The sequence below is a fragment of the Fusibacter sp. QWL-12 genome (assembly GCF_058683495.1).
Genome location: NZ_CM178745.1, coordinates 2,710,768 through 2,734,520, shown reverse-complemented (window position 1 = coordinate 2,734,520; position 23,753 = coordinate 2,710,768). Strand labels below are relative to the sequence as shown.

At 38.0% G+C, this 23,753-nt stretch carries 22 protein-coding genes; 4 read left to right on the top strand and 18 right to left on the bottom strand.

What is annotated here, in order from left to right; all coding sequences use genetic code 11:
- Positions 1 to 29 precede the first annotated feature (29 nt).
- Positions 30 to 806 (bottom strand): class I SAM-dependent methyltransferase, encoded by a 777-nt coding sequence (locus AC4PID_RS13145; RefSeq protein ID WP_492132464.1) that lies wholly within the window; start codon positions 804 to 806, stop codon positions 30 to 32.
- Positions 807 to 1,010: 204 nt separating this feature from the next.
- Here AC4PID_RS13145 and AC4PID_RS13140 point away from each other — a divergent pair, with 204 nt between their 5' ends.
- On the top strand, positions 1,011 to 2,612 hold the full coding sequence (locus AC4PID_RS13140; RefSeq protein WP_492132463.1) for a peptide chain release factor 3: 1,602 nt from the start codon (positions 1,011 to 1,013) through the stop codon (positions 2,610 to 2,612).
- Positions 2,613 to 2,711: 99 nt separating this feature from the next.
- Here the strand turns inward: AC4PID_RS13140 and AC4PID_RS13135 are convergent, their stop codons facing one another.
- The 3 genes from AC4PID_RS13135 to AC4PID_RS13125 are packed head-to-tail and all read right to left on the bottom strand — an operon-like array spanning position 2,712 to position 5,381.
- A complete protein-coding gene (locus tag AC4PID_RS13135) occupies positions 2,712 to 3,593 on the bottom strand; it encodes a cell division protein FtsX (RefSeq protein ID WP_492132462.1) in 882 nt (293 codons plus the stop codon).
- Positions 3,580 to 4,254 carry a cell division ATP-binding protein FtsE gene (locus AC4PID_RS13130; protein ID WP_492132461.1) on the bottom strand — a complete coding sequence of 225 codons (675 nt, stop codon included), beginning with the start codon at positions 4,252 to 4,254 and terminating at the stop codon, positions 3,580 to 3,582. Before AC4PID_RS13130 ends, AC4PID_RS13135 begins: the two co-directional genes overlap by 14 nt.
- Positions 4,255 to 4,265: 11 nt before the next feature.
- Positions 4,266 to 5,381 (bottom strand): coiled-coil domain-containing protein, encoded by a 1,116-nt coding sequence (locus AC4PID_RS13125; protein WP_492132460.1) that lies wholly within the window; start codon positions 5,379 to 5,381, stop codon positions 4,266 to 4,268.
- A gap of 157 nt (positions 5,382 to 5,538) precedes the next feature.
- Between AC4PID_RS13125 and AC4PID_RS13120 the strand changes: the two genes are divergently transcribed.
- Positions 5,539 to 6,846 carry a GerMN domain-containing protein gene (locus tag AC4PID_RS13120; protein ID WP_492132459.1) on the top strand — a complete coding sequence of 436 codons (1,308 nt, stop codon included), beginning with the start codon at positions 5,539 to 5,541 and terminating at the stop codon, positions 6,844 to 6,846.
- A 70-nt stretch (positions 6,847 to 6,916) separates the two neighbouring features.
- Here AC4PID_RS13120 and AC4PID_RS13115 read toward each other — a convergent pair whose 3' ends face one another.
- Positions 6,917 to 7,639, bottom strand: a complete 723-nt coding sequence (locus AC4PID_RS13115; protein ID WP_492132458.1) for a Crp/Fnr family transcriptional regulator — start codon at positions 7,637 to 7,639, stop codon at positions 6,917 to 6,919.
- A gap of 98 nt (positions 7,640 to 7,737) precedes the next feature.
- On the opposite strand from AC4PID_RS13115, the gene AC4PID_RS13110 reads away from it, so the two are divergent.
- Together AC4PID_RS13110 and AC4PID_RS13105 are read left to right on the top strand one after the other, a co-directional pair.
- Positions 7,738 to 8,151 (top strand): DMT family transporter, encoded by a 414-nt coding sequence (locus AC4PID_RS13110; RefSeq protein WP_492132457.1) that lies wholly within the window; start codon positions 7,738 to 7,740, stop codon positions 8,149 to 8,151.
- Positions 8,152 to 8,161: 10 nt separating this feature from the next.
- A complete protein-coding gene (locus tag AC4PID_RS13105) occupies positions 8,162 to 8,644 on the top strand; it encodes a DMT family transporter (RefSeq protein ID WP_492132456.1) in 483 nt (160 codons plus the stop codon).
- A 27-nt stretch (positions 8,645 to 8,671) separates the two neighbouring features.
- Here the strand turns inward: AC4PID_RS13105 and AC4PID_RS13100 are convergent, their stop codons facing one another.
- The 13 genes from AC4PID_RS13100 to panC form a co-directional block, all read right to left on the bottom strand.
- Entirely contained in the window at positions 8,672 to 9,685 is a 1,014-nt protein-coding gene (locus AC4PID_RS13100) for an aldo/keto reductase (RefSeq protein WP_492132455.1), read from the bottom strand.
- A gap of 14 nt (positions 9,686 to 9,699) precedes the next feature.
- The gene (gene pyk / locus AC4PID_RS13095; RefSeq protein WP_492132454.1) at positions 9,700 to 11,460 is read right to left on the bottom strand and encodes a pyruvate kinase; all 1,761 of its coding nucleotides are present in this window, start codon (positions 11,458 to 11,460) and stop codon (positions 9,700 to 9,702) included.
- A gap of 43 nt (positions 11,461 to 11,503) precedes the next feature.
- Positions 11,504 to 12,463 carry a 6-phosphofructokinase gene (pfkA, locus tag AC4PID_RS13090; protein WP_492132453.1) on the bottom strand — a complete coding sequence of 320 codons (960 nt, stop codon included), beginning with the start codon at positions 12,461 to 12,463 and terminating at the stop codon, positions 11,504 to 11,506.
- 18 nt (positions 12,464 to 12,481) lie between these two features.
- Positions 12,482 to 15,964, bottom strand: coding sequence for a DNA polymerase III subunit alpha (locus AC4PID_RS13085; RefSeq protein WP_492132452.1), 3,483 nt, complete (start codon positions 15,962 to 15,964; stop codon positions 12,482 to 12,484).
- Positions 15,965 to 15,978: 14 nt separating this feature from the next.
- Positions 15,979 to 17,208 carry an ABC transporter substrate-binding protein gene (locus AC4PID_RS13080; RefSeq protein WP_492132451.1) on the bottom strand — a complete coding sequence of 410 codons (1,230 nt, stop codon included), beginning with the start codon at positions 17,206 to 17,208 and terminating at the stop codon, positions 15,979 to 15,981.
- Position 17,209: 1 nt separating this feature from the next.
- Positions 17,210 to 18,157 (bottom strand): DNA-binding protein WhiA, encoded by a 948-nt coding sequence (gene whiA, locus AC4PID_RS13075; protein WP_492132450.1) that lies wholly within the window; start codon positions 18,155 to 18,157, stop codon positions 17,210 to 17,212.
- Complete coding sequence (locus AC4PID_RS13070; RefSeq protein ID WP_492132449.1) at positions 18,157 to 18,579, bottom strand: NUDIX hydrolase; 423 nt, start codon at positions 18,577 to 18,579, stop codon at positions 18,157 to 18,159. Before AC4PID_RS13070 ends, whiA begins: the two co-directional genes overlap by 1 nt.
- 149 nt (positions 18,580 to 18,728) lie before the next feature.
- Positions 18,729 to 19,709, bottom strand: a complete 981-nt coding sequence (locus AC4PID_RS13065) for a gluconeogenesis factor YvcK family protein (RefSeq protein ID WP_492132448.1) — start codon at positions 19,707 to 19,709, stop codon at positions 18,729 to 18,731.
- Between the two features lie 2 nt (positions 19,710 to 19,711).
- Positions 19,712 to 20,572: an RNase adapter RapZ gene (gene rapZ, locus AC4PID_RS13060; protein WP_492132447.1), complete on the bottom strand. Its 861-nt coding sequence runs from the start codon at positions 20,570 to 20,572 to the stop codon at positions 19,712 to 19,714.
- Between the two features lie 9 nt (positions 20,573 to 20,581).
- Positions 20,582 to 21,304, bottom strand: coding sequence for a PHP domain-containing protein (locus tag AC4PID_RS13055; protein WP_492132446.1), 723 nt, complete (start codon positions 21,302 to 21,304; stop codon positions 20,582 to 20,584).
- Positions 21,305 to 21,419: 115 nt separating this feature from the next.
- On the bottom strand, positions 21,420 to 22,322 hold the full coding sequence (gene murB / locus AC4PID_RS13050) for a UDP-N-acetylmuramate dehydrogenase (RefSeq protein WP_492132445.1): 903 nt from the start codon (positions 22,320 to 22,322) through the stop codon (positions 21,420 to 21,422).
- Between the two features lie 66 nt (positions 22,323 to 22,388).
- On the bottom strand, positions 22,389 to 22,772 hold the full coding sequence (gene panD, locus AC4PID_RS13045) for an aspartate 1-decarboxylase (protein ID WP_492132444.1): 384 nt from the start codon (positions 22,770 to 22,772) through the stop codon (positions 22,389 to 22,391).
- A 13-nt stretch (positions 22,773 to 22,785) separates the two neighbouring features.
- Positions 22,786 to 23,643, bottom strand: coding sequence for a pantoate--beta-alanine ligase (gene panC, locus AC4PID_RS13040; protein WP_492132443.1), 858 nt, complete (start codon positions 23,641 to 23,643; stop codon positions 22,786 to 22,788).
- Between the last annotated feature and the right edge of the window lie 110 nt (positions 23,644 to 23,753).

Here is a 23,753-nt window from a genome sequence, read left to right as displayed (position 1 = left end):
TCCATACTGATGTTCTCCTAACTTTTATATTATTTGCTTAAAACAAGTGTAAACGTTTTTGGAATGCCTTTGTCAAACACATCACTCGATAAATTGGGTTCTTCAATCAAAGACTCTACTCTAAAACCTACTACAGCTGCCTCGGTTACAATTTCACCTAGAGTCCAATATCTCAATAGTACAGTTTCGTCTGTTTGATTCATTGCTTCTTCATTTTCATCTAAGTATTTTGAATAAGCGACCTTCTTTTCCACCAAGCTCGACTCAAAATAATCGCCTTCAACTTTATGTTTTCTGACTTTGGCTGTTGAGCCTTTTGATTTAATCAGTTTTGTACTAATCGGGTGAAAATCTCTAATGATTAACCTCCCACCAGAATCAACACAGCCATATAGCTTCTTATAAAATAGATTTAAGTCAGTGAAGTAATGCAAAATGCCCATTTCTGCGAAGACAATGTCATACTGTGTTGTATTTTCAAACTTTAGTATGTCTGAAAGATAATAACCAATTTCCACATTTGAGGCTTTAGCCAATGCCAAAGCATACTGTCTATTCGACTCAGAGAAATCAACGACGTCGACCTTTGCACCCAATAAAGCCAAGGCAACAGCTTTATTACCATGAGAGCCCATTACGTTAAGAATGCTTTTATCCTTAATCTCTCCCATATACTTCAAAATGGTTTGAACTGGTGTTGTGGGATTCTGTTTTAATTTCAAAGCATAATTTTCAGCAGAGCCAAAACGACTTTGCCATGCAGATTGATGCTCCTGTTCCCATGCTTTTTGATTGTTATTTTCCATATTTAGTATTCCTATCACTATTAATTTATGTTAACTATTATAGAGCAAAATTGACCGTTACTCTAGCATTTTCGTATTTTTTATATCTGAACATAGAATCGTCTTCTATTGACTTGAATGTGTATATAAGGTAAAATTGATTGGTTGTAAATATAGTCAATGAAGTCAACACAATACTATCATTTTAAAATAAAGGAAAATAATATGTCCGAGATTAAAAAAGAAATAACACAAGAAGTTCAAAAACGTAGAACTTTTGCAATTATCTCTCACCCGGATGCTGGTAAGACAACTCTTACAGAAAAGTTACTCCTTTACGGAGGTGCTATTCGTGAAGCGGGTACCGTAAAATCTAGAAAATCACAAAAACATGCTGTTTCAGACTGGATGGAGATTGAAAAACAAAGAGGTATTTCTGTTACTTCTTCTGTACTTCAGTTCAATTATAATGACCATTGTATTAACATCCTTGATACGCCAGGTCACCAGGACTTTAGTGAAGATACCTATCGTACACTCATGGCAGCGGATAGTGCTGTAATGGTTGTCGATTCCTCAAAAGGGGTCGAGAGTCAAACGAGAAAACTTTTCAAAGTCTGTAAAATGCGCGGCATTCCAATTTTTACTTTTATTAATAAAATGGACCGACAAGGCCGCGATCCATTTGAACTCTTAGAGGACATTGAAAACAATCTTGGGATTCGTTCTTATCCTATGAACTGGCCGATTGGCTCAGACAAATCCTTTAAAGGCGTTTACAATCGTGCCAAAGGTCAGATTGAACTGTTCAATGATTCCAATCACGGTCAGAACATCTCACAAGTTGTTTCAGGCGATCTTTCTGAGCCGAAGTTTATCGAATTATTAGGCCAGGCCCGATATGATAAACTCCTTGAAGATTTAGAACTTTTAGATCATGCAGGTGATCCATACGATTTGGATAAAATTCTAGCTGGTGAATTAACACCTGTTTTCTTTGGTAGTGCATTAACCAACTTTGGCGTTGAGCCTTTTTTAAGAACTTTCTTAGATCTTACGCCTCCACCAGCAGCAAGAACAAGTAATATAGGTGAAGTTGATCCAAATCAAGAGAACTTCTCTGGTTTTATCTTCAAGATTCAGGCAAACATGAACCCAACGCATCGTGATAGGATTGCGTTTTTAAGAATCTGTTCAGGTAAATTTACCAAGGGAATGCAAGTCAACCACGTTCAAGAAAACAAAAAAATAAGGCTTGCTCAGCCACAACAATTTATGGCACAAGATCGTGTCGTCGTAGAAACAGCATATCCTGGGGATATTATTGGTATACACGATCCAGGTATCTTTAGAATTGGTGATACACTTTGTGAAGATGGTACAGGTGTAAAATATGAAGGTATACCCGTTTTCGCACCTGAGCATTTTGCAAAGGTTTATACCAAAAACTCATTGAAGCGTAAGCAATTTATCAAAGGGATTGAGCAACTTTCAGAAGAAGGTAGTATCCAAGTCTTTAGACGACCAAACATCGGCGTAGAAGAACTGATTATCGGCGTTGTTGGCGTTCTTCAGTTTGAGGTTCTAGAATATCGACTTAAAAATGAATATGGCGTCGATGTCATCGTTGAATCATTGCCATATCGCTATGTAAGATGGATTGTTTCAGAAAAATTTGATAAAAATAATTTCTCTATGACAATGGATACAATGCTCGTTAACGATGAAGATGAACGTCCAGTTTTAATCTTCCAAAACGATTGGTCAATTCGTCAAATTGAAGATCGTAACAAAGGCTTACAATTGGCTGAAATATCACTTCGATAGTCATATAAAAATCTTTAGGCATCGAGCCTTTAGATGTTACCAAAAGTAAGATTGTGGTTAAATAAAAAGGGTTGAGGCAGTTGCCTCAACCCTTTTAAATTATCTTTTCTTAACCATTCTGAGCCCAAACCCACTAGAAGCAGCTCCAATGACTACAGTACATAAAATCACACTTAAAGCGATTTTACCAAAAGACAAAATCTGAGTGATCTCCGGTAAAAACGGTAAAATACGATCACCACCAGCTGAAAGATTGATTTGAACAACAAAGGTCATCAACAGTGCCAAAATACCTGCGCTAAACGAAATTAGAACGCCACTCATCCAAAATGGTAAATGAATAAACAAATCTGGCGCGCCTAATAATTGTAAGGTGTTAATTTGAGCCTCGTTCGTATGAACCCCTTCTCTTATGATATGAGAAGTAATTAACACAGTTGCAACGACTACAGCAACTGTCATCAAAAGACCAATAGAACCAATAATCAAACTAATTTGTGCGATTTTGTCAAGTACAGATTGATTGTCTCTTACATAATCAACATTTGACAGTTCACCAATCTTTGTTCCCACGGTCTTTGCCTTATCAAGTTGAACAGACACTTCTATATAAGGAACGAATGGGTTTTCATCAAATTGATTTAATATTTTTGCCTCTGAACCTAATATGCTTTCCATTTGACTGTATGATTCATCTGCACTTACTTCTGAGATATCTGTTACGCCATCTATTGTGAGTACTGCGTCTTTAAGTTCATCAAGTGAATAAGAATTAAGGTTAGGCGTGTAATAGACGCTAATTGCAGCTTCATCCTTTAATAAATTAACAAATTCTCTACTGATTCCCCAACCAGAAATGATAAGAATTGATATAAAGAAAATCATCGAAAGACTAATTAATGATAATAAACTTGAGAGCTTATTGGTTTTGTAGATGGTGAAAGTTTCCTTAATAAAATAAGTGAAGTTATTTGCGATCACTCTTTTTCACCTCCATTGTGCCCTCTTTAATGGTTATCATTTGTGTGTAAGGTATTTCGTCTATCAGGTGAGCAGCATGTGTTGTGATGATGACTGTGGTTTCTGAACCAGCAAGATTAGATAACAATTTTAAAACATTGACTGCATTGTCGTGATCTAGATTTCCTGTAGGCTCATCAGCAATGATCAGTTTAGGTTTTCTTGCAAGTGCCCTTGCAATTGCTACCCTTTGCCTTTCTCCCCATGAAAGCTTATCCACCACTTGATTCAATTTATGCATAATACCAACTCTTTCTACTGAATCAAGCGTTAGTTCATTTCGATCACGTTTTGGAATCTCTAAAAATCGGATGCCTAACATGACATTATCTAACACGGTTCTACCTTCAATCAATCTGAAATCCTGAAAAATTGGACCAATTTGCTTTCTAAGGTTTCTCACCTGTACATTATTCAAAGTCGACATTTGGTGGTCAAGTACCTCTAGCGACCCGGAAGTGGGCTTTTCAATTCCTAAAAGCAACTTAAGAAAGCTCGTTTTACCTGAACCACTTGCGCCTAAGATTACCACCACTTCCCCTTTATCAATCTTTAGATTAAAGGGCTTTAATGCATCAGTTCCATCTTTATAAGTTAGACTACAGTTCTGTGAATTTATCATATTTACCTCAATTAAAATAAGTTGATGGTTACATACAGTACCAATACGCCGTCATTTAGTTCTATTCTCTTTATTGTGTTTTTACCTAACAATGATTCAAGATCAAATATCAAATCACCTTCACTAAATAAATCCATAATTGCGCTTTGGCTCATACTTAATCCATAAAATATGCCGCCTTCCACATTGAACGCAATGGTTTGATCATCAATGAGCTCGAAATTGCCATTTAGAGAAATTTCATATTCTGGAAATTCAAGCATCACATTTGTTTCGTTAAAAACAAAGGCAAGCTTAGGTAAATCTATACGTTTTGACAGTACCTCATTAAACTTATCTTCATAAAGATAGCCTTTTGTATTAAACAAAGATAAGTTAACTTCAACTGTATCCTCAGGTAAATCACCGCTTTTGATAATTTCATTAAAGGTTTCTATCGTTTTGCTGAACAATGGTTTTAGTTCATTCCAAACAGATTCAATTGCTAAAAGATAATTTTGATAATGTATACGCTCTTCAGATAAAGAATTCAAGTAGTTTTCTAGATCTGTTTTCGCTTTAATTTGATCAGAAAGCTTAGCTTCCCTCGCAGCTAGTTCTGCTTCTTGCTCATTGCGCAATACTTCTAACTGCTTTTGTTCTTCCTTTAAACGCTCACTTAACGCCGTCGTTTCTTTCATTAACAGATCTACTTTTCGAGTTATATCTCTAAGGAGATTAAGCCGATTCATAAAGTCCTTCACTGAACTTGCATTTAGTAAAATTTCTAAGCTTGAAGCTGCGCCAAGTTTTTGTTGTGATCTAAGAACATCTCCCAGACTCGATTTTAGATGGCCATGCTTTCGCATAGCATCTTCTACGGCCTGCTCCTTATTTGTAATCTCTTGATTATAGCTTTCGATTTTCCTTTCAATCTGATTAATTTCAGTCTGAAGCAGTTCTATTTCAGCATTTAATACAAACAACTGCTGAACGACAGTTTGTTCCTCTTCTGAAATCGACTTCAATTTATTATTTGCGGAATCATCTGTTGGCACTGCATCTGAATAACTAAGAAATGATGTCGAAGCTAACACTATGACCATTAATAGAGAGTGCCATTTTATATATTTTAATCGTTCTTTCATACGTACCTCTTTCAAACTTATACTCCTATTTTACCAATAACCTCTTTAGGACACCATATTTTTATATCGTTAGAATGAATTTCTTAAATTTGGTTGGAAAGACCTATAAAATAGCATATAATAGTGATGAACGCTTACATTGAAAGGAGGTCAACACTTGCTAAGAGCTTTACCAAATATTCTATTTATCCTAATCGTATTTATTCTGGCGACTGCATTTCCGCTTAGCTTAGATATACTGTCTATCGATCTCTCTCAAAAGATTGTCGATAATCCCGTTGAGACTGTTGAACTCGAACCTACCGCATCGATCACATTGTCCTCTGAAAGAAGTACGATTTCTGAGAAAACTATAAAATTTGAGATGAAAAGTGATACAAATCAGTTTCCTGTTGATTATCTTGAAGGCTATAAGCTTGAGATTTACAAAGCAGGACAGCTCATAAGTACACATGCTTTATCAGAGTTTGAATCTAAAGTAACAAGTGTATCCGCTAACGAGCAACTATTAGAGTTAGATAAAACAGAACTCGTTAAAGAATATGGCGATGGTTATTATACATTAAAAGTTTATGATAATGAGCAGCTTATTTCAGATGATCTTTACATTGCATCACTCACTAGCACAAAATCCTTACTTGATGGTACAAATCAAGTTTCGTCTGGTCAGCTTGGTGTTACATTTTATTATCCAACCAGTGACTATGCAAACTTAGTACCTGTTTCAAGAATTTTGCCACTTCCAAGTAATCGCTGGAGAAGCGTCTACACAGAACTTGTTAACGGCCCAAAAGCATCACTGGGGTTATATTCTGGTGAAACGGCGTACCCGTACGCACCAAACATTAGAATTTCAAGTGGCGTCGCAAGCATTTATATGTACAGTATCAACCTAAAGGGTTTTGAAGGACATTTTGATATGATAGCAGAAGGCATCACCAAAACTTTTATGACACTTGGTCCACTGGATGGCGTAAAATTATATGTGGATGATAGTGCCAACAAAACAATTGATGGTTTGAATCTAAATACAACGTTCACACAAAAACAGCCTTCAAGTGCCTACATGGGTTTTTCTTCATCTGATCAATACTTTATGCTCGCGCCTATCACCTTAACTAAATCTGTCTTAGCAGATCAAATAGAGGAAATAATCAGCGTACTAAAAGGTCATACGAACCCTTCTACAGGTTATATTGAAACACTTCCTGAAGAAGTTGAACTCAAGGGCTATACCCTTAACGGCACTCAATTGGATATCAATTTTAATGCTGAGCTCGCTACGGTTTTAGCAGAGTATCCAAACTATGAGTCCTTAATGTTTCATTCGTTAGTACAGAGCTTGAGCTCTTTAGACGGTGTTACCACAATCGTGATTAAAGCAAATGATCAACCGATTGTTACAGACGAGTTTGATTTTAATACGCCTGTTACCGCTGAAAAGTTCATTAACTTAGAACCATAAAATCTCATATACAATAAAAAGCCTGTTTTCTTACGCAATATGATACGTTTGAAAACAGGCTATAATTTTGTTATTTATTAGCTGATTTTGAGTTCTGTTTGATATAATGATCAATCTCGTAGATAGAACCAGCAATGACGCCCAGTGCTTTTGTATCCAAAATTTCTAAAGTTTTTCCTTGTCTACTGATGATACCTTTCTCAACGAGTTCATCGAAAGCACGATGCAGCTGTCGATACGTCGTACCTAAGTATTCGGAAATATCCGTTAAAGAATCTTTTAAAGTTAATCTATTGCTATCCATGGCATGCGCACGTATATAACTTGAAAGACGATTTACCACAGGATACATAAGATTTGTGGAATGGTGCATATCTGCTACTAAAAGCTTGTCCGCTAAAGATCGGGATAAGTATTTTAAAAATGGAATATGCTCAAGCGCTTCGCGTTGCATCATATCTATTGGAAAGCGCATTAAATAAGAAGTTGCCACAGCAGTAACCGAACACGAAGCCGGCTGTGGGTTTACCAGTTCTACATCTCCTAAAGAGTCAAACTCACTGTAAAATTGAACGAGGAAGGTCTTTCCATTTTCATAGATTCTAAATAGTTTTAGCTTTCCCAATAGAAAGAAATAAAAATAGTGAATCGGTTCATTCGCCGTTAATATCGTTTCGTCCTTGTTAAAAACAACCAACTCTCCCTGCTTAATAATCTCTATTGGTAACATTTGATCTACTTTATACTTTTGAATGGTACTCTGTACTTTCTTTTGATCTGTTATTATTTTCATAATTGCCCCAACCTAATAAAAGTATGACATATGTCATATTTTTTTGTTCTATTTTATCATAAACTATAAATAAATAAAACAACTACTTGGGAGGCCAAATGGCAAAATTAACTGCTTATCTGACGGGGCTGGTTTTATCGATCATGATCTCGATCAATGGGCTTTTAGGAACCGCAACCAATGTCTTTTTTAGTAATGTGATCTATCACGGGATTGGCTTTATTATTTTAGGGGCTATGGTCAGTATCATAGGTAAAAAAGTTGAACATAAAGTTAAAATGATTTATTTCCTTCCTGGCATATTAGGATCAATAACCATTTTACTGAATAACTACGTCATGCAATCTATAGGCGTAACCCTTATGGTGGCTTTTACACTTGTTGGTCAAGTTTTAACCTCACTACTCATCGACTATCTCGGATTATTGGGTAAACCAAAACTGACGATCACTAAAAAGCAGCTTTCGGGTATACTCGTAATGATTCTAGGCTTAATAGTCATGGTTATATAAAGGAGCAGATATGAATCTCATAATCATTTACGGTTTAGCGATCGTTCTTGGTGTACTTGTCACAATCGTGCCCATTTTAAATGGACAAAATACCCTAAAGTTTGGCTCATTAAAGGTCTCATGGTTCCATTTTACCTCTGCCTTTGTGGTTGGCCTAATTGCACTTTTAATGTTTGGTGGACAAACGGATACCAAGGTACTCTTCTCACAGCCATTATGGTACTATTCTGGTGGTATCTTAGGCACTCTCGTCATCATCTGTATGAATTACTATGCGGTGCGCATTACTGCTTTTCATATTGCGATATTGCCATTTCTAGGACAAATGAGTATGGGTCTTTTACTAGATTACATGATCTACAATCAATTTGAGTTCAAAACGCTCATAGGACTATTGATCGTCTTATTCGGGCTAACGCTTCAATTATCCAGCACTACCGTTCTCACAGACGGCTTACAAAATAAAAAAGACCAGCTATCGACTGACCTCTGATAGCTGGTCTTTTTCCTTATTTAATTCTTAAGCGTTTGCAAACAAATCTGCAACACCCTTAAGTTTTTCGATGATTTTTAAGTTATATGGACACTTAGGCTCACAGCTACCACATGCGACGCATGCATCTGCTTTAACCGCTAGTCCGTTATACCTTTTAATTGCCCAATCTGCTAAATGATAGCGTGTCAAATACCCTTCCATTAAAAACTGGGTTGGTATATCGATGCCTTGTGGGCAAGGTAAACAATAGCCGCATCTTCTACAAAAGTTCTCTCCCAGTTCAGAAACCACTTCTGTTAACAAAGCCATTTCTTCATCTGAAAAGTCTAATGCTTCGTGCATCACAGAAGCGTTCTCAGCAACCTGTGCGAGTTGGTCCATGCCTGGTATTGCAACTGACACTGCGGGATTGGATAAAATGAATTTTAAGCTCAACTTACCCTTTTGAATAGCGCCACCTGCCATTGGTTTCATGACAATAACGCCGATGCCTCTCTCAGCAGCGAGTTTAAAAAAAGGTTCACCCTGTCGTTCCACGATATTATAAGGGAACTGTACCGTTTCAAATGGCATTTCCTTGATAATTGACATCATAAAATCCGCACTATGAGAAGTAATTCCAATGTGTCCAATTTTCCCCTCTGCTTTGGCTTCAAGTAACGCTTTATAAGCACCGTCCTCAGCCATAATTAAAGCGTATTGTTCAATGTCTTTTACCAAGTGACATTGATATAGATCGATGTGATCTGTCTTGAGATTGGCTAAACTGAGCTCAATATCAGCTTTCATATCTTGATAGCTACGTGCCATTGATTTTGTAGCGAGAATAAACTTTGATCGGTCTAATCTTTCGATTGCATTTCCAATCATCTCTTCGCTAACGGTATAGCCTCTTGCAGTATCTACAAAATTAATCCCTGATGCCACCAAAGCCTCAAATAATGCATCTACACTACTTTGATCCAACCTTTGAATCGGTATACCACCAAATCCAACTGAAGAAATCTCAAGTCCTGTCAATCCTAACGATCTATACATATTGCCTCCTTAGATTAGAGTACTCTTGCCTTTCCAGCATATACGATTCCTTTTGCAGAATCAAGAGTGATATCAGCACCATCTTTAAGAAGCTCAGTCGCATTTGTAGCGCCAACAACACATGGTTTCTTTAAGCTTAAAGCTACAATAGCGCCGTGTGATGTATAACCACCCTCTTCAACGATTAAACCTGATGCTTGTTGGATAAATGGCATTAAGTCTTTATCCGTTGATGTTGCAATAAGAATATCACCTGGTTTGAATTTACCTTCTAACTCTTCAGGTGTGCTACCCACACAAGCTTTACCTCTAATAAAGTCTTTAACAAGACCAGTACCTTTAATAAGCACTTCGCCAACCAATTGAACTTTCATGATGTTTGTTGCACCAGATACGCCAACTGGTACACCAGCTGTGATAACTACTAAGTCACCATCTTTGATGTAGCCTTGTTCTTTAGATTTTTCTATAGACATGTCAAATATTTTATCTGTTGAAGTCGCTTCACCGATCACAAGTGGGAAAACGCCCCATACTAAGTTCATTCTTCTGCAAGATGCTTCAGTGATTGTACATGCGATTACTGGTGCTTTAGGTCTTAATTTAGAGACGCGTTTTGCAGTAAATCCAGATGAAGTCGCTGTAATGATTGCAGTCGCTTCAAGCTCTAAAGCTGTATTTGCAGTCGCGTGGCTCACTGCAGAAGTAACACCTTTTTCAGCCGCTAATGCAACGCGTTTTTCAAGAAGTTCTTTGTAGTTAAGTGATTGCTCAGCTGCATGTGCAATTCTCGCCATCGTTCTAACTGCTTCAAGTGGATATCTTCCAGCTGCAGTCTCACCAGATAACATAACTGCGTCTGTACCATCGTAGATTGCATTTGCAACGTCAGTTGCTTCAGCTCTAGTAGGTCTTGGATTTCTGATCATAGAATCTAACATTTGTGTTGCAGTGATAACTGGTTTGCCTTCACGGTTACACATTTCAATCATTCTCTTTTGAACAAGTGGGACAAACTCAGTAGGAATTTCAACCCCTAAGTCACCACGAGCAACCATTAAACCGTCAGATACTTCAAGGATTTCTTCTAAATTATCAACGCCCTCTTGGTTTTCAATTTTAGAGATAATATGAATCTCATGTGAGAAGTTATCTTCTAAAACTTTACGGATTTCAAGAACGTCAGCCGCTTTACGGATAAATGAAGCAGCAATAAAATCAATGCCATTTCTGATACCGAATACGATATCATCAATATCTTTCTGTGTAATCGCTGGAAGATTGATTTTAACGCCAGGAACGTTAATCCCTTTATTGTTTTTAACATCACCGCCGTTTAAAACGCGCGTTTTAATCTCAGTAGCTGTCGTTTCAAGAACTTCAAGTTCAATAAGACCGTCATCTATAAGAACTTTATCGCCTTTTACAACATCTTGAGGTAAACCTACATATGAAATTTGGCATTTGTTTTGGTCACCAATATATTCTTCAGTTGTTAACGTAAATTCTTGACCTTCAACTAATGTGTACACAGGCTCTTTAAATTTACCCGTTCTGATTTCTGGTCCTTTAGTATCTAAAAGGATCGCAACTGGTACGTTCAGTTCTTCTCTTACTTCTTTGATCATCTCAATTCTACCAAGATGCTCTTCGTGGCTACCATGTGAAAAGTTCAAACGTGCAACGCTTAAACCACTTTTTACTAACTCTTTAAATACTTCCTTCTTTTCACTTGAAGGTCCAATCGTACATACGATTTTGGTCTTTCTTAACATATAATTCCTCCTATAATTCCTTTAGCCCTAATTTACATATGAATTAAATCGCCAGTATTCTGGCCAATTCGTAAATACTCTTATTGTAATCCTTTTTCATGCCCAATGCTTCGTCAAAATCCAATGCGATCATTTGATTGCCTTGGATGCCTACTGCCTTGCCATATTGTCCCGACATGAGCAGTTCAACCGCATATGCGCCCATTCTTGAGCCCAAAATACGATCGTTAGGCGTCGGTGTACCACCACGTTGCAGATAGCCGATTATACTTACTTTTACATCCGAGCTCGTCTTCGCTTTAATTTGCTCAGCGAGTTCGTAAGGTTTACCCACACCTTCAGCAAGTAAAATAATGCTGTGCAGCTTACCGCGCTTTTTACCTCTTATGATTGTTCTACAAAGTTCATCGATGTCTGTATCGAGCTCAGGGATTATCACCGCCTCAGCACCACCAGCTAAACCACCATATAGAGCGATATCACCACAATTGCGGCCCATTACTTCTATGATATTGACCGTACCATGAGAAGATGAAGTATCTCTAATATTTCCGATTGCATTAACCACGGTTGTAAGTGCCGTATCAAACCCTAAGGTATAATCTGTGTAAGCGAGATCATTATCGATGGTACCCGGTATGCCTATAGTCGGAAAACCAGCTTCTGCCAGTCTTTTTGCACCATTAAACGAACCATCACCACCGATGACTACCAAGCTATCCACCTTGAACATTTTAAGCATCTGCAGTCCCTTGTTAAAGCCTTCATCTGTTTTAAAATCAAGACATCTAGCGGTTCTAAGCGTGGTGCCACCTCTATGAATGATATCACCAACTGAAGTGATATTCAAGTTCTCAATATCGCCTTCAATCAGTCCTTGATAGCCTCTGTAAATCCCCGCTACTTCAAATCCGTGATAAATTGCAGTTCGTACAACCGCTCTGATAGCGGCATTCATACCCGGTGCATCGCCTCCGCTTGTAAGTACGCCTATTTTCTTCATTTAATCACTCCTTTTGCGTTACCCGATCTTGACATTGCCAAGACCGACTACGCCTTCAATTTTCCTGATGATCTCATCTGTAACGACAATTTGGCAGTTGCTGTTGAGCTTTCGCTTTGTCGCTTCAATATAATAGACCACCGATAGTTTCTTGCCTCTGTTCATAGCGCTTTTTTCATGAAGCTTTAAAAGCTTATGAACGGTTTCAAGAACGGCTGCATCTTCATTCGCAAATCGAACGAATAGCTTTTGAGGTTTATATTTTCCTTCAGCTTGATCTAAAGTCACGATTTTATCTGCTATAAGCTTCGGTGCTTCGTCTTCCTTAAGCTGAATGCGACCACTGATCAAAAGTTCCTGATCCTTGTGCATCAATTCCTGAACCTTTTCATAGACCTTAGGAAACACAATCACTTCAAGCTGATCGTATAAATCTTCAATTGTTAAAAATACCATTTTGCTGTTATTCTTGGTGATTTTATCGATTTTTTCAACCACAAGTCCACCGGCAGTAAAATACATGTTATCCTTAATTGAAGCATCATTTTCTTGCGCCGATTCTTTTAACTCGGCAAGATTCATAGTAGAAACTGACTCAAGTAAAGCTTTGTGGCGATCAAGAGGATGTCCACTCAAATATATACCCAGCATTTCCTTTTCAAACTGCAATAATGTCTGTGATTTAAGCTCTGGTATTTCAGGAATTTTATTGCCCATTTCCTCAGATGTAATATCTGCGTGTCCCATATTAAATATTGAGAATTGTCCCTCAGAACTTCTTCTTTTAATTGCGTGGACCCCATCAATGGTTTTTTCATAGATGGCCAAAAGTTGAGATCTATAATGTCCTAATGTATCAAAGGCACCAGCCTTTATCATACTTTCCACTGCTTTTTTGTTCAGTTCTGAAGCACTCACACGTTCACAAAAATCATAAAATCCTTTATAGACGGATTGTTTTCTCTCGATTACAATTGCATCGACAATGCCTCTTCCAACATTCTTTATGGCATTAAGACCATATCTTATGGCACCGTCTTCTACAGAAAAACCATAATAAGAATGATTGACACTTGGTGGTAGCAGCTTTATGCCATGATCCTTACAATCTTGTATATATTGAGCCAGCTTTGATTGGCTTCCCATAACACTTGTCATAAGCGCTGCCATAAATTCAAGTGGAAAATGTCGCTTCAAATAGGCCGTTTGATAAGCAATAATTGCATATCCTGCAGCATGTGACTTGTTAAACGCATACTTGGCAAAGTCCACCATATCATCGAATATCTCACTCGCCACATCTGCAGGCACACCACTTCGAACACATCCAGGCAGTACAATGGAACCGTTTTCATCCAACTTTCCATAGATGAAATACGCCCGTTCCTTTTCCATGACATCCATTTTTTTCTTACTCATCGCTCTGCGTACGAGGTCGCTTCGACCATAGCTATAACCAGCGAGCTCTCTTACGATTCTCATAACCTGTTCTTGATAGACCAGACAACCATAAGTTACCTCTAAAATTGGTTTTAGCTTATCATCCTTATAGACAATTTGATCTTTGGCATATTTATTACGGATGTAAAGTGGAATAGAATCCATTGGTCCCGGTCGGTACAAAGATATCCCAGCAATGATATCCTCAAACCCAGTCGGCTTTAACTCACGCATAAACCGCCTGAAACCAGTAGACTCTAATTGAAATAGACCCAAGGTATCCCCTCTTCCGATCATTTCATAGACTGCAGGATCATCTTGTGGGATAGCATCGAGAAGGAGTTTTTTATTTTGTCCCTCCTCAATTAATTTTAATGCATTTTTGATAACTGTCAATGTCCTAAGACCTAAAAAATCCATTTTTAACATTCCAAGTTCTTCAAGTAGGGTCATATTGAACTGGGTTGAAATTCCGCCCTCCTGAACATATAGCGGGACATAACTGTCAACAGAGTTCTTAGAAATCACTACACCAGCCGCATGCGTGGATGCATGTCTTGGTACGCCTTGTAATTTTAGAGCTGCATCCATTAGGTGCTTGGACTCATCAGATTGATTCACTAACTCTACAAGTTTTGGATTTATTTTTAATGCTTTCTCTAAAGTCATTCCAAGTTCCATTGGAATTTCTTTTGCTATTTTGTCTACATCTTGATAGGGCATATCAAGTACGCGACCGACATCTCTTACTGCCGCCCTTGCAGCCATGGTACCAAAAGTGATAATTTGTGCGACACGATCCTTGCCGTACTTTTCCACGACGTAATCTATCACTTCACTTCTGCGGTCGTCTTCAAAGTCAATATCAATATCCGGCATTGTGATTCGCTCAGGATTTAAGAACCGCTCAAAAATCAGATCGTACTTGATAGGATCAACTTCTGTAATGTCTAAAACATAAGCAACTAAGCTACCGCCACAGCTCCCACGTCCTGGGCCAACCGCTATACCCTTTGACTTTGCAAAGCGTATAAAGTCCCAAACGATTAAAAAATAATCGTTATAGCCCATCTGATCGATTACACCCAGTTCATACTCTAGACGTTCCATATGTGGCATTGGATCTGCATACTTCTTACTGAGACCATTTAAGCAAAGTTGCTTCAGTTCTGATTTTACGATTGTGGCATCCGGACCAAACATTGGAAGATGCTGTTTGGAAAAATCAAACTTAAAATCGCATTTATCTGCAATTGCAACCGTATTTTGAAGTGCATCCATTCGAGAGTTAAATAAGTGCGCCATTTCATCAGGCGATTTCAAATAAAATTCTTTTGTTGGAAAACGCATTCGATCACGATCTGAAACGATTTTACCCGTTTGAATACAGAGTAGAATATCGTGAACGGACTCATCTTCCTTATCTAAGTAATGAACATCATTTGTCGCAACCAGTGGTACATTAATCTTATCCGACAATGCAATCAGTCTTCGATTGACCACTTTTTGTTCTTGAATAAAATGATCTTGTAACTCCAGATAGAAATCGCCTGGCGCGAACATTGCTTTTAAACGAAGCGCAAGCGCCTCAGCACCCTCAATATCACCCTTTAGGAGTAAGTCCTGTACATCGCCACCTAGACACGCTGAAAGACAGATTAGTCCCTCAGTATGCTGCTCTAACAGATCATAATCAATTCTCGGTCGGTAATAGAAGCCTTCAGTATATCCCATCGAAACCAATTTGATGAGGTTCTGATACCCTACCTCATTTTTAACCAATAAAACAAGATGTCCTGCTTGCTTATCAAACATAGGATCCTTATCAAATCTCGTTCTTGGTGCAACATAAACTTCACACCCAATAATAGGCTTGACCCCATTTTTAACCGCTTGTTTATAAAACTCAACCACGCCAAACATAACGCCATGGTCAGTAATTGCCACGGCGTTCATATTGCGTTCTTTAACCTTACTAAACAGCTTGTCTATTCTTGCAAAGCCATCTAGTAAGCTATATTCAGTATGCAAATGTAAGTGTACAAAGCCACTTTCACTCATTTAAAGCCTCTTTCTTATTGACCATTCATAACGATTGTTTGCCATGCTTCGATGAGAACCGTCATCATCTCAGGCGTAAACTCTGGCATCTGAGCCGTCATAAAATCATCGTATTTTACGGTTGTCGCTTTCAGTTTAATTGCTTTCAATTGATCCAAGCTCTCTTTTGGCGTGAAGTCAGGAGTATAAATAGATAGGCTCCCCCAATCCTTAGGATTTAGTTTACTCGCCTGCATTTCAGGAGATAAGAGCGCATTTAAAGCAACGATAGCACCTGATTTGTTCGGTGAGTTAAATGCAATTGAAGCGGATTCTATATAGGTTGCTACACCTGACGGTATAACGAATGTTGACGCATTCTCAGGATATTCATATTCTTTAAGACGATCGGTCGCATAATTATAATCCATAGACATGCTCATCATTAGCGCGCCATTATTGAACAGATCATCAAGTTCTTCGATTGACGCAGGATAACTTGCGCCACCATTATAAAGATAAGGTGAAAGTGCTTTTAATGCATTTAGCCCTGGTGTAATCGCTTGTGTAAACTTTGTTCGATCTAAAGTGCCAGTCAGAAAAGGTTCCAAATCGACATTTTGAGCGACAAAGCCCGCTACAAATGCTGCGCCTTCAACAGAGGTTTTGGGATTCGGATAGGTAAACTGTCCTTTATAAGTTTCAATGGTCTCAATTAAAGCATCATAAGTTTCTGGTTTTTCATAAAAGACATCTTCGTTATAAATAAATGAAAGTTGCTTCGTACCATAAGGGACATTATAGCCTTGTGTCGCAATACCAGCGCGATACATAAAATTCAGGTCACCAGAGTCAACATCTGAACCAATCTCAGGAAGCTTGTCTGTAAAAGGGCCATATAGATAGCCCGATTGATAGGCCGTTTTAAAATCGATGGCACTTTCAAATAAAATGATATCGATCTCTCCAGGGTCCACTTCACCTATTTTATCTTGTTTAAGACCATCGAAGGTCTTTGCCAAAGGCTGTTCGATAACCTTCAAGGTCATATTATAGTTGGTTTTTAGGTAACTTGCATAGGTATCTTTTAACCACTCGAGAACTTGGTCATCACTATGATCAAGTGCGATGGTAACGACTGTATCCGATGCACTCTCCTCCATTAATCGCCACTGTTTTACCACTTGATCATTGCCATCAAAATTAAGGCTACAACCCGTCACTAGGGAAATGATCACTATTACTATAAGCAATCTAAATCTCATATTAACCCTTCCTCTTGTTTAATTGTTCTGCAATTTCTATTATCTTTTTCAAGCGATGGTTGACACCTGACTTACCAATAGCTGGTGAAAGCATCTCACCTAGTTCTTTCAAAGTCGCCTCTGGGTTTTCCACTCTAACCTCAGCGATTTCTCTCAGTCGATCCTCTAAATAGTCCAGACCAACCGTTGCCTCAATATATTCAATCGCCTTGATGTGTTCAAACGCAGCATCAGCCGTTTTAGTTAAATTAGCGGTTTCACAGTTGACCACACGATTGACGTTATTTCTCATTTGTTTTAAAATTCTGACGTTCTCATACTCAAGTAAGGTTTGATGCGCCCCTATGATATTGAGAAAGTCGACTATTTTCTCGCTTTCTTTTATATAAACGATAAAATTCTTCTTTCTTATAGTAACCTTTGTGCCCAAATCATACATATCATTGATAAACTCAACAAGTTCACTCGCAAACAGTTCATTATGTGTAATAAGCTCAAGATGGTAACTTTTCTCTGGCGCACTCAACGAGCCACCACCTAGATAGATGCCTCTCAAATAGCCCTTTTTGCAACAATTCTTTGCCGTCAAACGCTCCGGGAAATGATCATTAAGTGAATAGGCTTCGCCATCAAATCGCATAATTTCAAGATCTGTCAGTATCTCATTTGCCTTTTCGATGAAAATCTCATAAGTATGGTGTTTGTTAAGCACCTTGCTTTCTTTCATAATGAGCTCTGTATGCAGCTGATATGTTTTTTTAAGTAAAATAATAATCAACCTTGCAACTGCTGGATTCTCAGTGATTATTCGCAGATTCATCGCATTTCTGCCACCAAATTCTAACGAACCACTGACTCTAATAATACCAGAGAGAACTGCTCGATTACAGCATTTGCCCTCGGTTCTAATCCTAGTTAATTCATTTTTTGATAAAGATGAAAATGACATTAGTTTTCCTCAAACGTTTTAATTATTTCTAGCGCTTTGGCCAATATATCCCTTTCATCATCATACTTTGCAAGCCCAAGAACGTTATCTCTATGGATAAACTTGGCATTGATAAAGCCTTCCTCTCGCTGGGGATGCGCACTTGAATTGATCGCTTTCATCAAGTACCAAAACACCTTTTTTTCGATGATATGATTATTGGACCAATAATTTTTAAATCGGTAAGCGGTTTCACCGATAGGCGTCAAAACCGCTGCTTTTACACCAGCTTCTTCTTTTACTTCTCTCACTGCCGTCTGTTCGCTGGTCTCGTTTTGTTCAATTTTTCCTTTAGGCAATACCCAATCGCCATTGATCTTTTGCAGCATCAAAATACTGTTTCCCAAATAAACGACGCCGCCTGAGCTATATACCCTTTTCATAGACTCACCTTTGTTTTTTCATTTATATTAGTATACCATATTGACTGCTATTTATGACACAATTGGCTGTAAATCTTGCAATAATAAGTGAAAATCTAGCCCCTTGAATAACCTTTACTCATGAAGCTAGATCCAAAATCTCGAAGCTATTAATTCGTTGTCTTATACACGCGCTCAATATTTCTAACCAACTCTTTACTGATCTGCGGTGCATCGTGTCTGATATAACCCTTCTTCTCTTCAACAAAATTGCCTTTTATCAGCTTAATGTTTCTCTCACTTAAAATTCTCAAGTCCTCATCTGTTGGTAACACGGGCTTAGCCCCTTCATTCTCATATTTTTCAAGCGTTGCAGCCTCGATGTCACCACTATTGACTACCACGTAATCAATTCTCTTAAGCTTCGTATACTTTTCAATCGCTAATAGGTGATCAGAAACAGAAAAACCATCTGTTTCTCCTGGCTGTGTCATAATGTTAGTAATATAGAATACAGGTGCAGTCGCCTTGTTAATCGCTTCGCACACCTCTTGGATTAATAAATTAGGAATTATGCTCGTGAACAAGCTTCCTGGCCCTAAGACGATCATCTCTGCTTGCTGTATACGTTTAATCACCACATCAGAGGTTCTGGCATCCTTTGGGTCAATCCAAATGTTGTCGATGGGTTTACTCCTTTTGATCGCCTCATGTGGGATGTTGGATTCGCCAGCGACGACAGTACCGTCTGTTAGCTTGGCATAAAGGACGATGTCCTCTTCTGAAACTGGATACACTTCACCTGTTATCGCAAAAATATCTGATATTTTTTTTATTGCCTCTTCAAAACTATCAGATATCCCCACCATAGCCGCAATCATTAAATTACCAAAGTTTTGCCCCTTTAATCGCCCTTCACTAAATCTATAGTGAAACAAGTCCTGTAGAATTGGCTCCTTATTTGCTAAAGCTAAAATGCAGTTTCTTACATCACCAGGTGGTAGCATACCAAGGTCCTCTCGTAGAACACCAGATCCACCGCCATCATCTGCAACTGTAACCACTGCTGTAATATGATTTGAAACCTCTTTAAGACCCCTTAAAAGAATCGAAAGTCCAGTTCCACCTCCAAGTGCAACGATATTGATCATGACTAATTGTCCTTTCTAATCTCTCTGTGGATCGCATTTGCCGAATATCCCTGTGTGTTATAATGATCAGCAAGTTTATTTGCAAAGGTTACAGACCGATGCTGACCACCTGTACAACCAATAGCAATCACAAGCTGTGCCCGACCATCCTTGACCATACTTGGAATAATTAGATCTAAAAACTGACGCATTTGTTCAAATAATGCAAGACTCTCATCAAAGCTCATAACATAATTTTGCACTTCAGCCTCGTTACCCGTCAATGAGCGCAACGCCTCAATATAATAAGGATTTGGTAGGAATCTCACATCAAATACATAATCTGCATCTAATGGAAGCCCTTTTTTAAATCCGAAGGATACAAATGTCACTTGCATAGAGACATGTGGCTCAGTAATAGAGAGTGCCTTAGATATCGTATTTTTAAGCTGTGCTTGTGTCGTCGTATTGGTATTAATAACAAAGTCAGCTTGTTCTCTGAGCACGGAAAGCATTTTCTTTTCAGACTGAATGGCATCTTCTATTCGACCATTCGGATCGAGTGGATGTGTTCTTCTGGTTTCCTTAAAACGCTTTAACAGAATCTGATCGTCAGCCTCAAAGTAAAACACTTGGTAGGTATATCCTTTATCCTTTAATAGGTATAGATTGTTTTCCAAATCTTTAAAGAACTTGCCACCTCTAATATCTATGACGAGTGCTACATGTTGAATATTCTCAGAGTTTTGTTCCACCAACTCAATAAAACTTGGAATCAACGATGGTGGTAAATTATCGATACAATAATACCCCAAATCTTCAAATACTTTTTTTGCTTGGCTTTTACCAGCCCCTGACTGCCCAGATAGAATAATAAAATTCACATCAATCTCCTATTCAATGTTAAAAATTCTTTCCTTTGATAAACCCGCAATAAAAGCTCTATCCAATGAATGATCTACTTTACCGATGTTTTCAATCTCATGTGCATCACTGCAAACGGCAAACTTAACGTCATAGTTCATTGCGATTTTAATTTCCTCAACGGTCAAATGTCCATGAGAATTGTTAATCTCTAAAAGTGTTCCTTTTGAGGCTGCCGCTTTTGCCACCTCTGCCACATCGATAGGTCCTTTTGCGCCAGGATGGGTAATCATATTGATTTTGTTGCCGAGGATGGCCCCAACCATAGCCTTTGTATTAATTTCAACTGCCTTTTTTTGATATGACTTAAAAAAGCGACTCATAACATTCACAAAGTGAATGCCTAGATCGTGTTTTAAATTTGATCCAAAATGGTAACCTGCATTTATCCAATCCAACATGCTGAGCATTTCTTCATCGATGTCAAGTCTGCCATCATTTCCAAGTATATTTGCTTCAAGCCCAAGTAAAACTCGAATCTGAGGATACTTTATGTTCATTTCATCAATTTCTTTTCTTAACGATTTGAAATTCTCTTTTTTAATTCCATAGCCCGAGTGTGCTGGGCCATGATCAGTAATTGCGATTTCCTTAAGGTTTAACTCAATCGCTTTACGGACAATTGCCTCAAGTTCATTTTTACTGTCTCCGCTATATTTCGTATGCATATGATAATCAGCGATAAGTCTCATCTTAACACCTCACTTTCTCAATTTAATTATACCACTCTTTTCAAGTTTTAATTTTATTTTGACAAATTCGTTATATATAAAAAACACTGTTTTCACAGTGTTTTCATAAATTTTACTATTCTTTTCCAAATAACCTTACTTCACGTTCAAGTGTGACACCAAAAGTATCAAATACAACCTTTTGAACGACAGAAATTAACTCCATTACTTCCTCACAGGTTGCTTTGCCAAGATTGACAATAAAGCCGCAATGCTTTTCAGAGACCTGTGCATCGCCATGTCTAAGTCCTCTTAATCCCGCCTCTTCAATCAACTGACCCGCATAATGCCCTGGCGGTCTTTTGAAAGTACTACCTGCACTCGGTAACTCTAGTGGTTGCTTAGTAACACGTTTTTTTGTGAGTTCATTGGTTATTTCTTTTATAATTTCCACATTGCCTAAAGTCAATTTAATACCAACTCTTAATACAATATAGTTTAAATCTCTAACAATACTGGTTCTATAGCCAAACTCAAGATCTGCTTTACCGATGCGCTTTATCACACCCTCCATCGTCAGTACATCCACCCATTCAACGACGTCTTTCATCTCACCGCCATAGGCGCCTGCGTTCATGTAGACTGCACCACCTAGTGTTCCAGGAATGCCAGATGCAAACTCAAAGCCTTGTAAAGCTTCTTTCCATACAACTTTAGACAATTTGGATAAAAGGACACCTGCTTCAGCAATAACTAGATCCCCCTCGATTTTTATATCAGAAAAGCCTTCGCTAATCTTGATAATAAGCGCTCGAATGCCAGTATCTTCTACGAGGATATTCGATCCATTACCCATAATAAAATAAGGTTGATTCATCGTTTTACACAAATCTATTGTCTTTTCAATTTGTTCAATTGTATGAGGCACGACGATAAAATCAGCTTTTCCGCCAATTTTAAACGATGTGTGATTTGACATATATTCATCAACCAACACCTGCGTTGGTTCATATATCTTATAAAGTGCATCTAAAAGCATTCTTCAAACTCCAATAGTATATTTGACCTTTAACATTCTAACATAAAATGCAAACGGTTACAAAAACTATTTTATATCGCCGTGTTTTTCAGTATGATCGATTTCTACGATGTGGTTATCAGCGTCTAAAACCACAACATTTGGAACCAACGCTTTAGCTTCAACCGCATCGATTAAACAATAGGCAATTATGATGACGATATCACCTGGTTGAACGCGTCTTGCAGCTGCACCATTTAAACAGATGACACCACTGCCTCTTTTACCAGCGATGGTATAAGTTTCAAGTCTTTCACCATTATTATTATTGACGATCTGTACTTTCTCACCAGGTAAAATACCTGCAGCATCTAATAAATCCTCATCTATCGTGATACTGCCCACATAGTTTAAATTTGCTTCAGTTACAGTTGCTCTGTGAATTTTACCTTTAAACATAGTTAATAACATGCCTTGCTTCCTCCTATGACAAATTCACTTGTCCTCTATAATTATCAATCAAACGTGTTTTTCCAAACTTAACGGCAAGTGCAATTAAGAATTCATCTTCTATAGTAACTAATGGTAATAAAGTCTTAACGTTAACTAATGATACATAATCTATCTCTGCAAGTGGTGAAGATTGAATGTGATCCACAATTGCTGCTTTGATTTTATCAGCGTCTCTTTCACCCTCTAGAATTTTTGATTTAGCCATTTCAAGTGATTGACTCAAAACGAGCGCTTCCTTACGCTGTTCAGCAGAGAGATACGTATTTCTTGAACTCATCGCAAGACCATCAGACTCTCTAACGATTGGACACGGTACAATTTTTACAGTCATGTTTAAATCTCTAACCATCTTTTCGATGACTGCTACCTGTTGTGCATCCTTTTGACCAAAGAAAGCAAAGTCAGGTTGAACGATATTAAAAAGTTTAGCAACCACAGAGGTGACACCTTTAAAATGTGTTGGTCTTGACGCGCCACAGAGTTGCTTCGTAATCTCACCCTCACAATCCACATAAGTTGAATAGCCTTCTGGATACATTTCTGTTGCCTCTGGTGCAAAAATAAGATCCACTCCAACTGCTTCACAGGTATTTTGATCTCTTACTAAATCACGTGGATATGTTTCAAGGTCTTCACCCGGGCCAAACTGAGTTGGATTGACAAAGATACTGACGATGACAACGTCACATTTTGCCTTAGCTGCCTTCATTAATGAGGCATGACCTTCATGTAGAAATCCCATTGTGGGTACAAAACCGATTCTATTTCCAGCTCTACGCTTTTCATCTACAAAAGCTCTTACCTCAGATATGGTTTTAACTGTTTTCATTCTTCACCTCATATCTCATCTATAATATTTATTTTATAAATTACTTCAATATGATTCACACGATTCACTTATCTTCTTTAACTTATCTTCTTTAACTTATCTTCTTTAAC

Bases quoted from the DNA above. Each gene is read 5' to 3' on its own strand.
- AC4PID_RS13110 (WP_492132457.1), top strand. From the start codon at position 7,738: ATGGCAAAATTAACTGCTTATCTGACGGGGCTGGTTTTATCGATCATG.
- panD (WP_492132444.1), bottom strand. From the start codon at position 22,772: ATGTTATTAACTATGTTTAAAGGTAAAATTCACAGAGCAACTGTAACT.
- whiA (WP_492132450.1), bottom strand. From the start codon at position 18,157: ATGTCATTTTCATCTTTATCAAAAAATGAATTAACTAGGATTAGAACC.
- AC4PID_RS13085 (WP_492132452.1), bottom strand. From the start codon at position 15,964: ATGAGTGAAAGTGGCTTTGTACACTTACATTTGCATACTGAATATAGC.
- AC4PID_RS13065 (WP_492132448.1), bottom strand. From the start codon at position 19,709: ATGATCAATATCGTTGCACTTGGAGGTGGAACTGGACTTTCGATTCTT.
- AC4PID_RS13140 (WP_492132463.1), top strand. From the start codon at position 1,011: ATGTCCGAGATTAAAAAAGAAATAACACAAGAAGTTCAAAAACGTAGA.
- AC4PID_RS13055 (WP_492132446.1), bottom strand. From the start codon at position 21,304: ATGAGACTTATCGCTGATTATCATATGCATACGAAATATAGCGGAGAC.
- pfkA (WP_492132453.1), bottom strand. From the start codon at position 12,463: ATGAAGAAAATAGGCGTACTTACAAGCGGAGGCGATGCACCGGGTATG.
- AC4PID_RS13100 (WP_492132455.1), bottom strand. From the start codon at position 9,685: ATGTATAGATCGTTAGGATTGACAGGACTTGAGATTTCTTCAGTTGGA.
- AC4PID_RS13145 (WP_492132464.1), bottom strand. From the start codon at position 806: ATGGAAAATAACAATCAAAAAGCATGGGAACAGGAGCATCAATCTGCA.
- AC4PID_RS13105 (WP_492132456.1), top strand. From the start codon at position 8,162: ATGAATCTCATAATCATTTACGGTTTAGCGATCGTTCTTGGTGTACTT.
- AC4PID_RS13130 (WP_492132461.1), bottom strand. From the start codon at position 4,254: ATGATAAATTCACAGAACTGTAGTCTAACTTATAAAGATGGAACTGAT.
- AC4PID_RS13115 (WP_492132458.1), bottom strand. From the start codon at position 7,639: ATGAAAATAATAACAGATCAAAAGAAAGTACAGAGTACCATTCAAAAG.
- panC (WP_492132443.1), bottom strand. From the start codon at position 23,643: ATGAAAACAGTTAAAACCATATCTGAGGTAAGAGCTTTTGTAGATGAA.
- AC4PID_RS13080 (WP_492132451.1), bottom strand. From the start codon at position 17,208: ATGAGATTTAGATTGCTTATAGTAATAGTGATCATTTCCCTAGTGACG.
- murB (WP_492132445.1), bottom strand. From the start codon at position 22,322: ATGCTTTTAGATGCACTTTATAAGATATATGAACCAACGCAGGTGTTG.
- pyk (WP_492132454.1), bottom strand. From the start codon at position 11,460: ATGTTAAGAAAGACCAAAATCGTATGTACGATTGGACCTTCAAGTGAA.
- AC4PID_RS13070 (WP_492132449.1), bottom strand. From the start codon at position 18,579: ATGAAAAGGGTATATAGCTCAGGCGGCGTCGTTTATTTGGGAAACAGT.
- AC4PID_RS13125 (WP_492132460.1), bottom strand. From the start codon at position 5,381: ATGAAAGAACGATTAAAATATATAAAATGGCACTCTCTATTAATGGTC.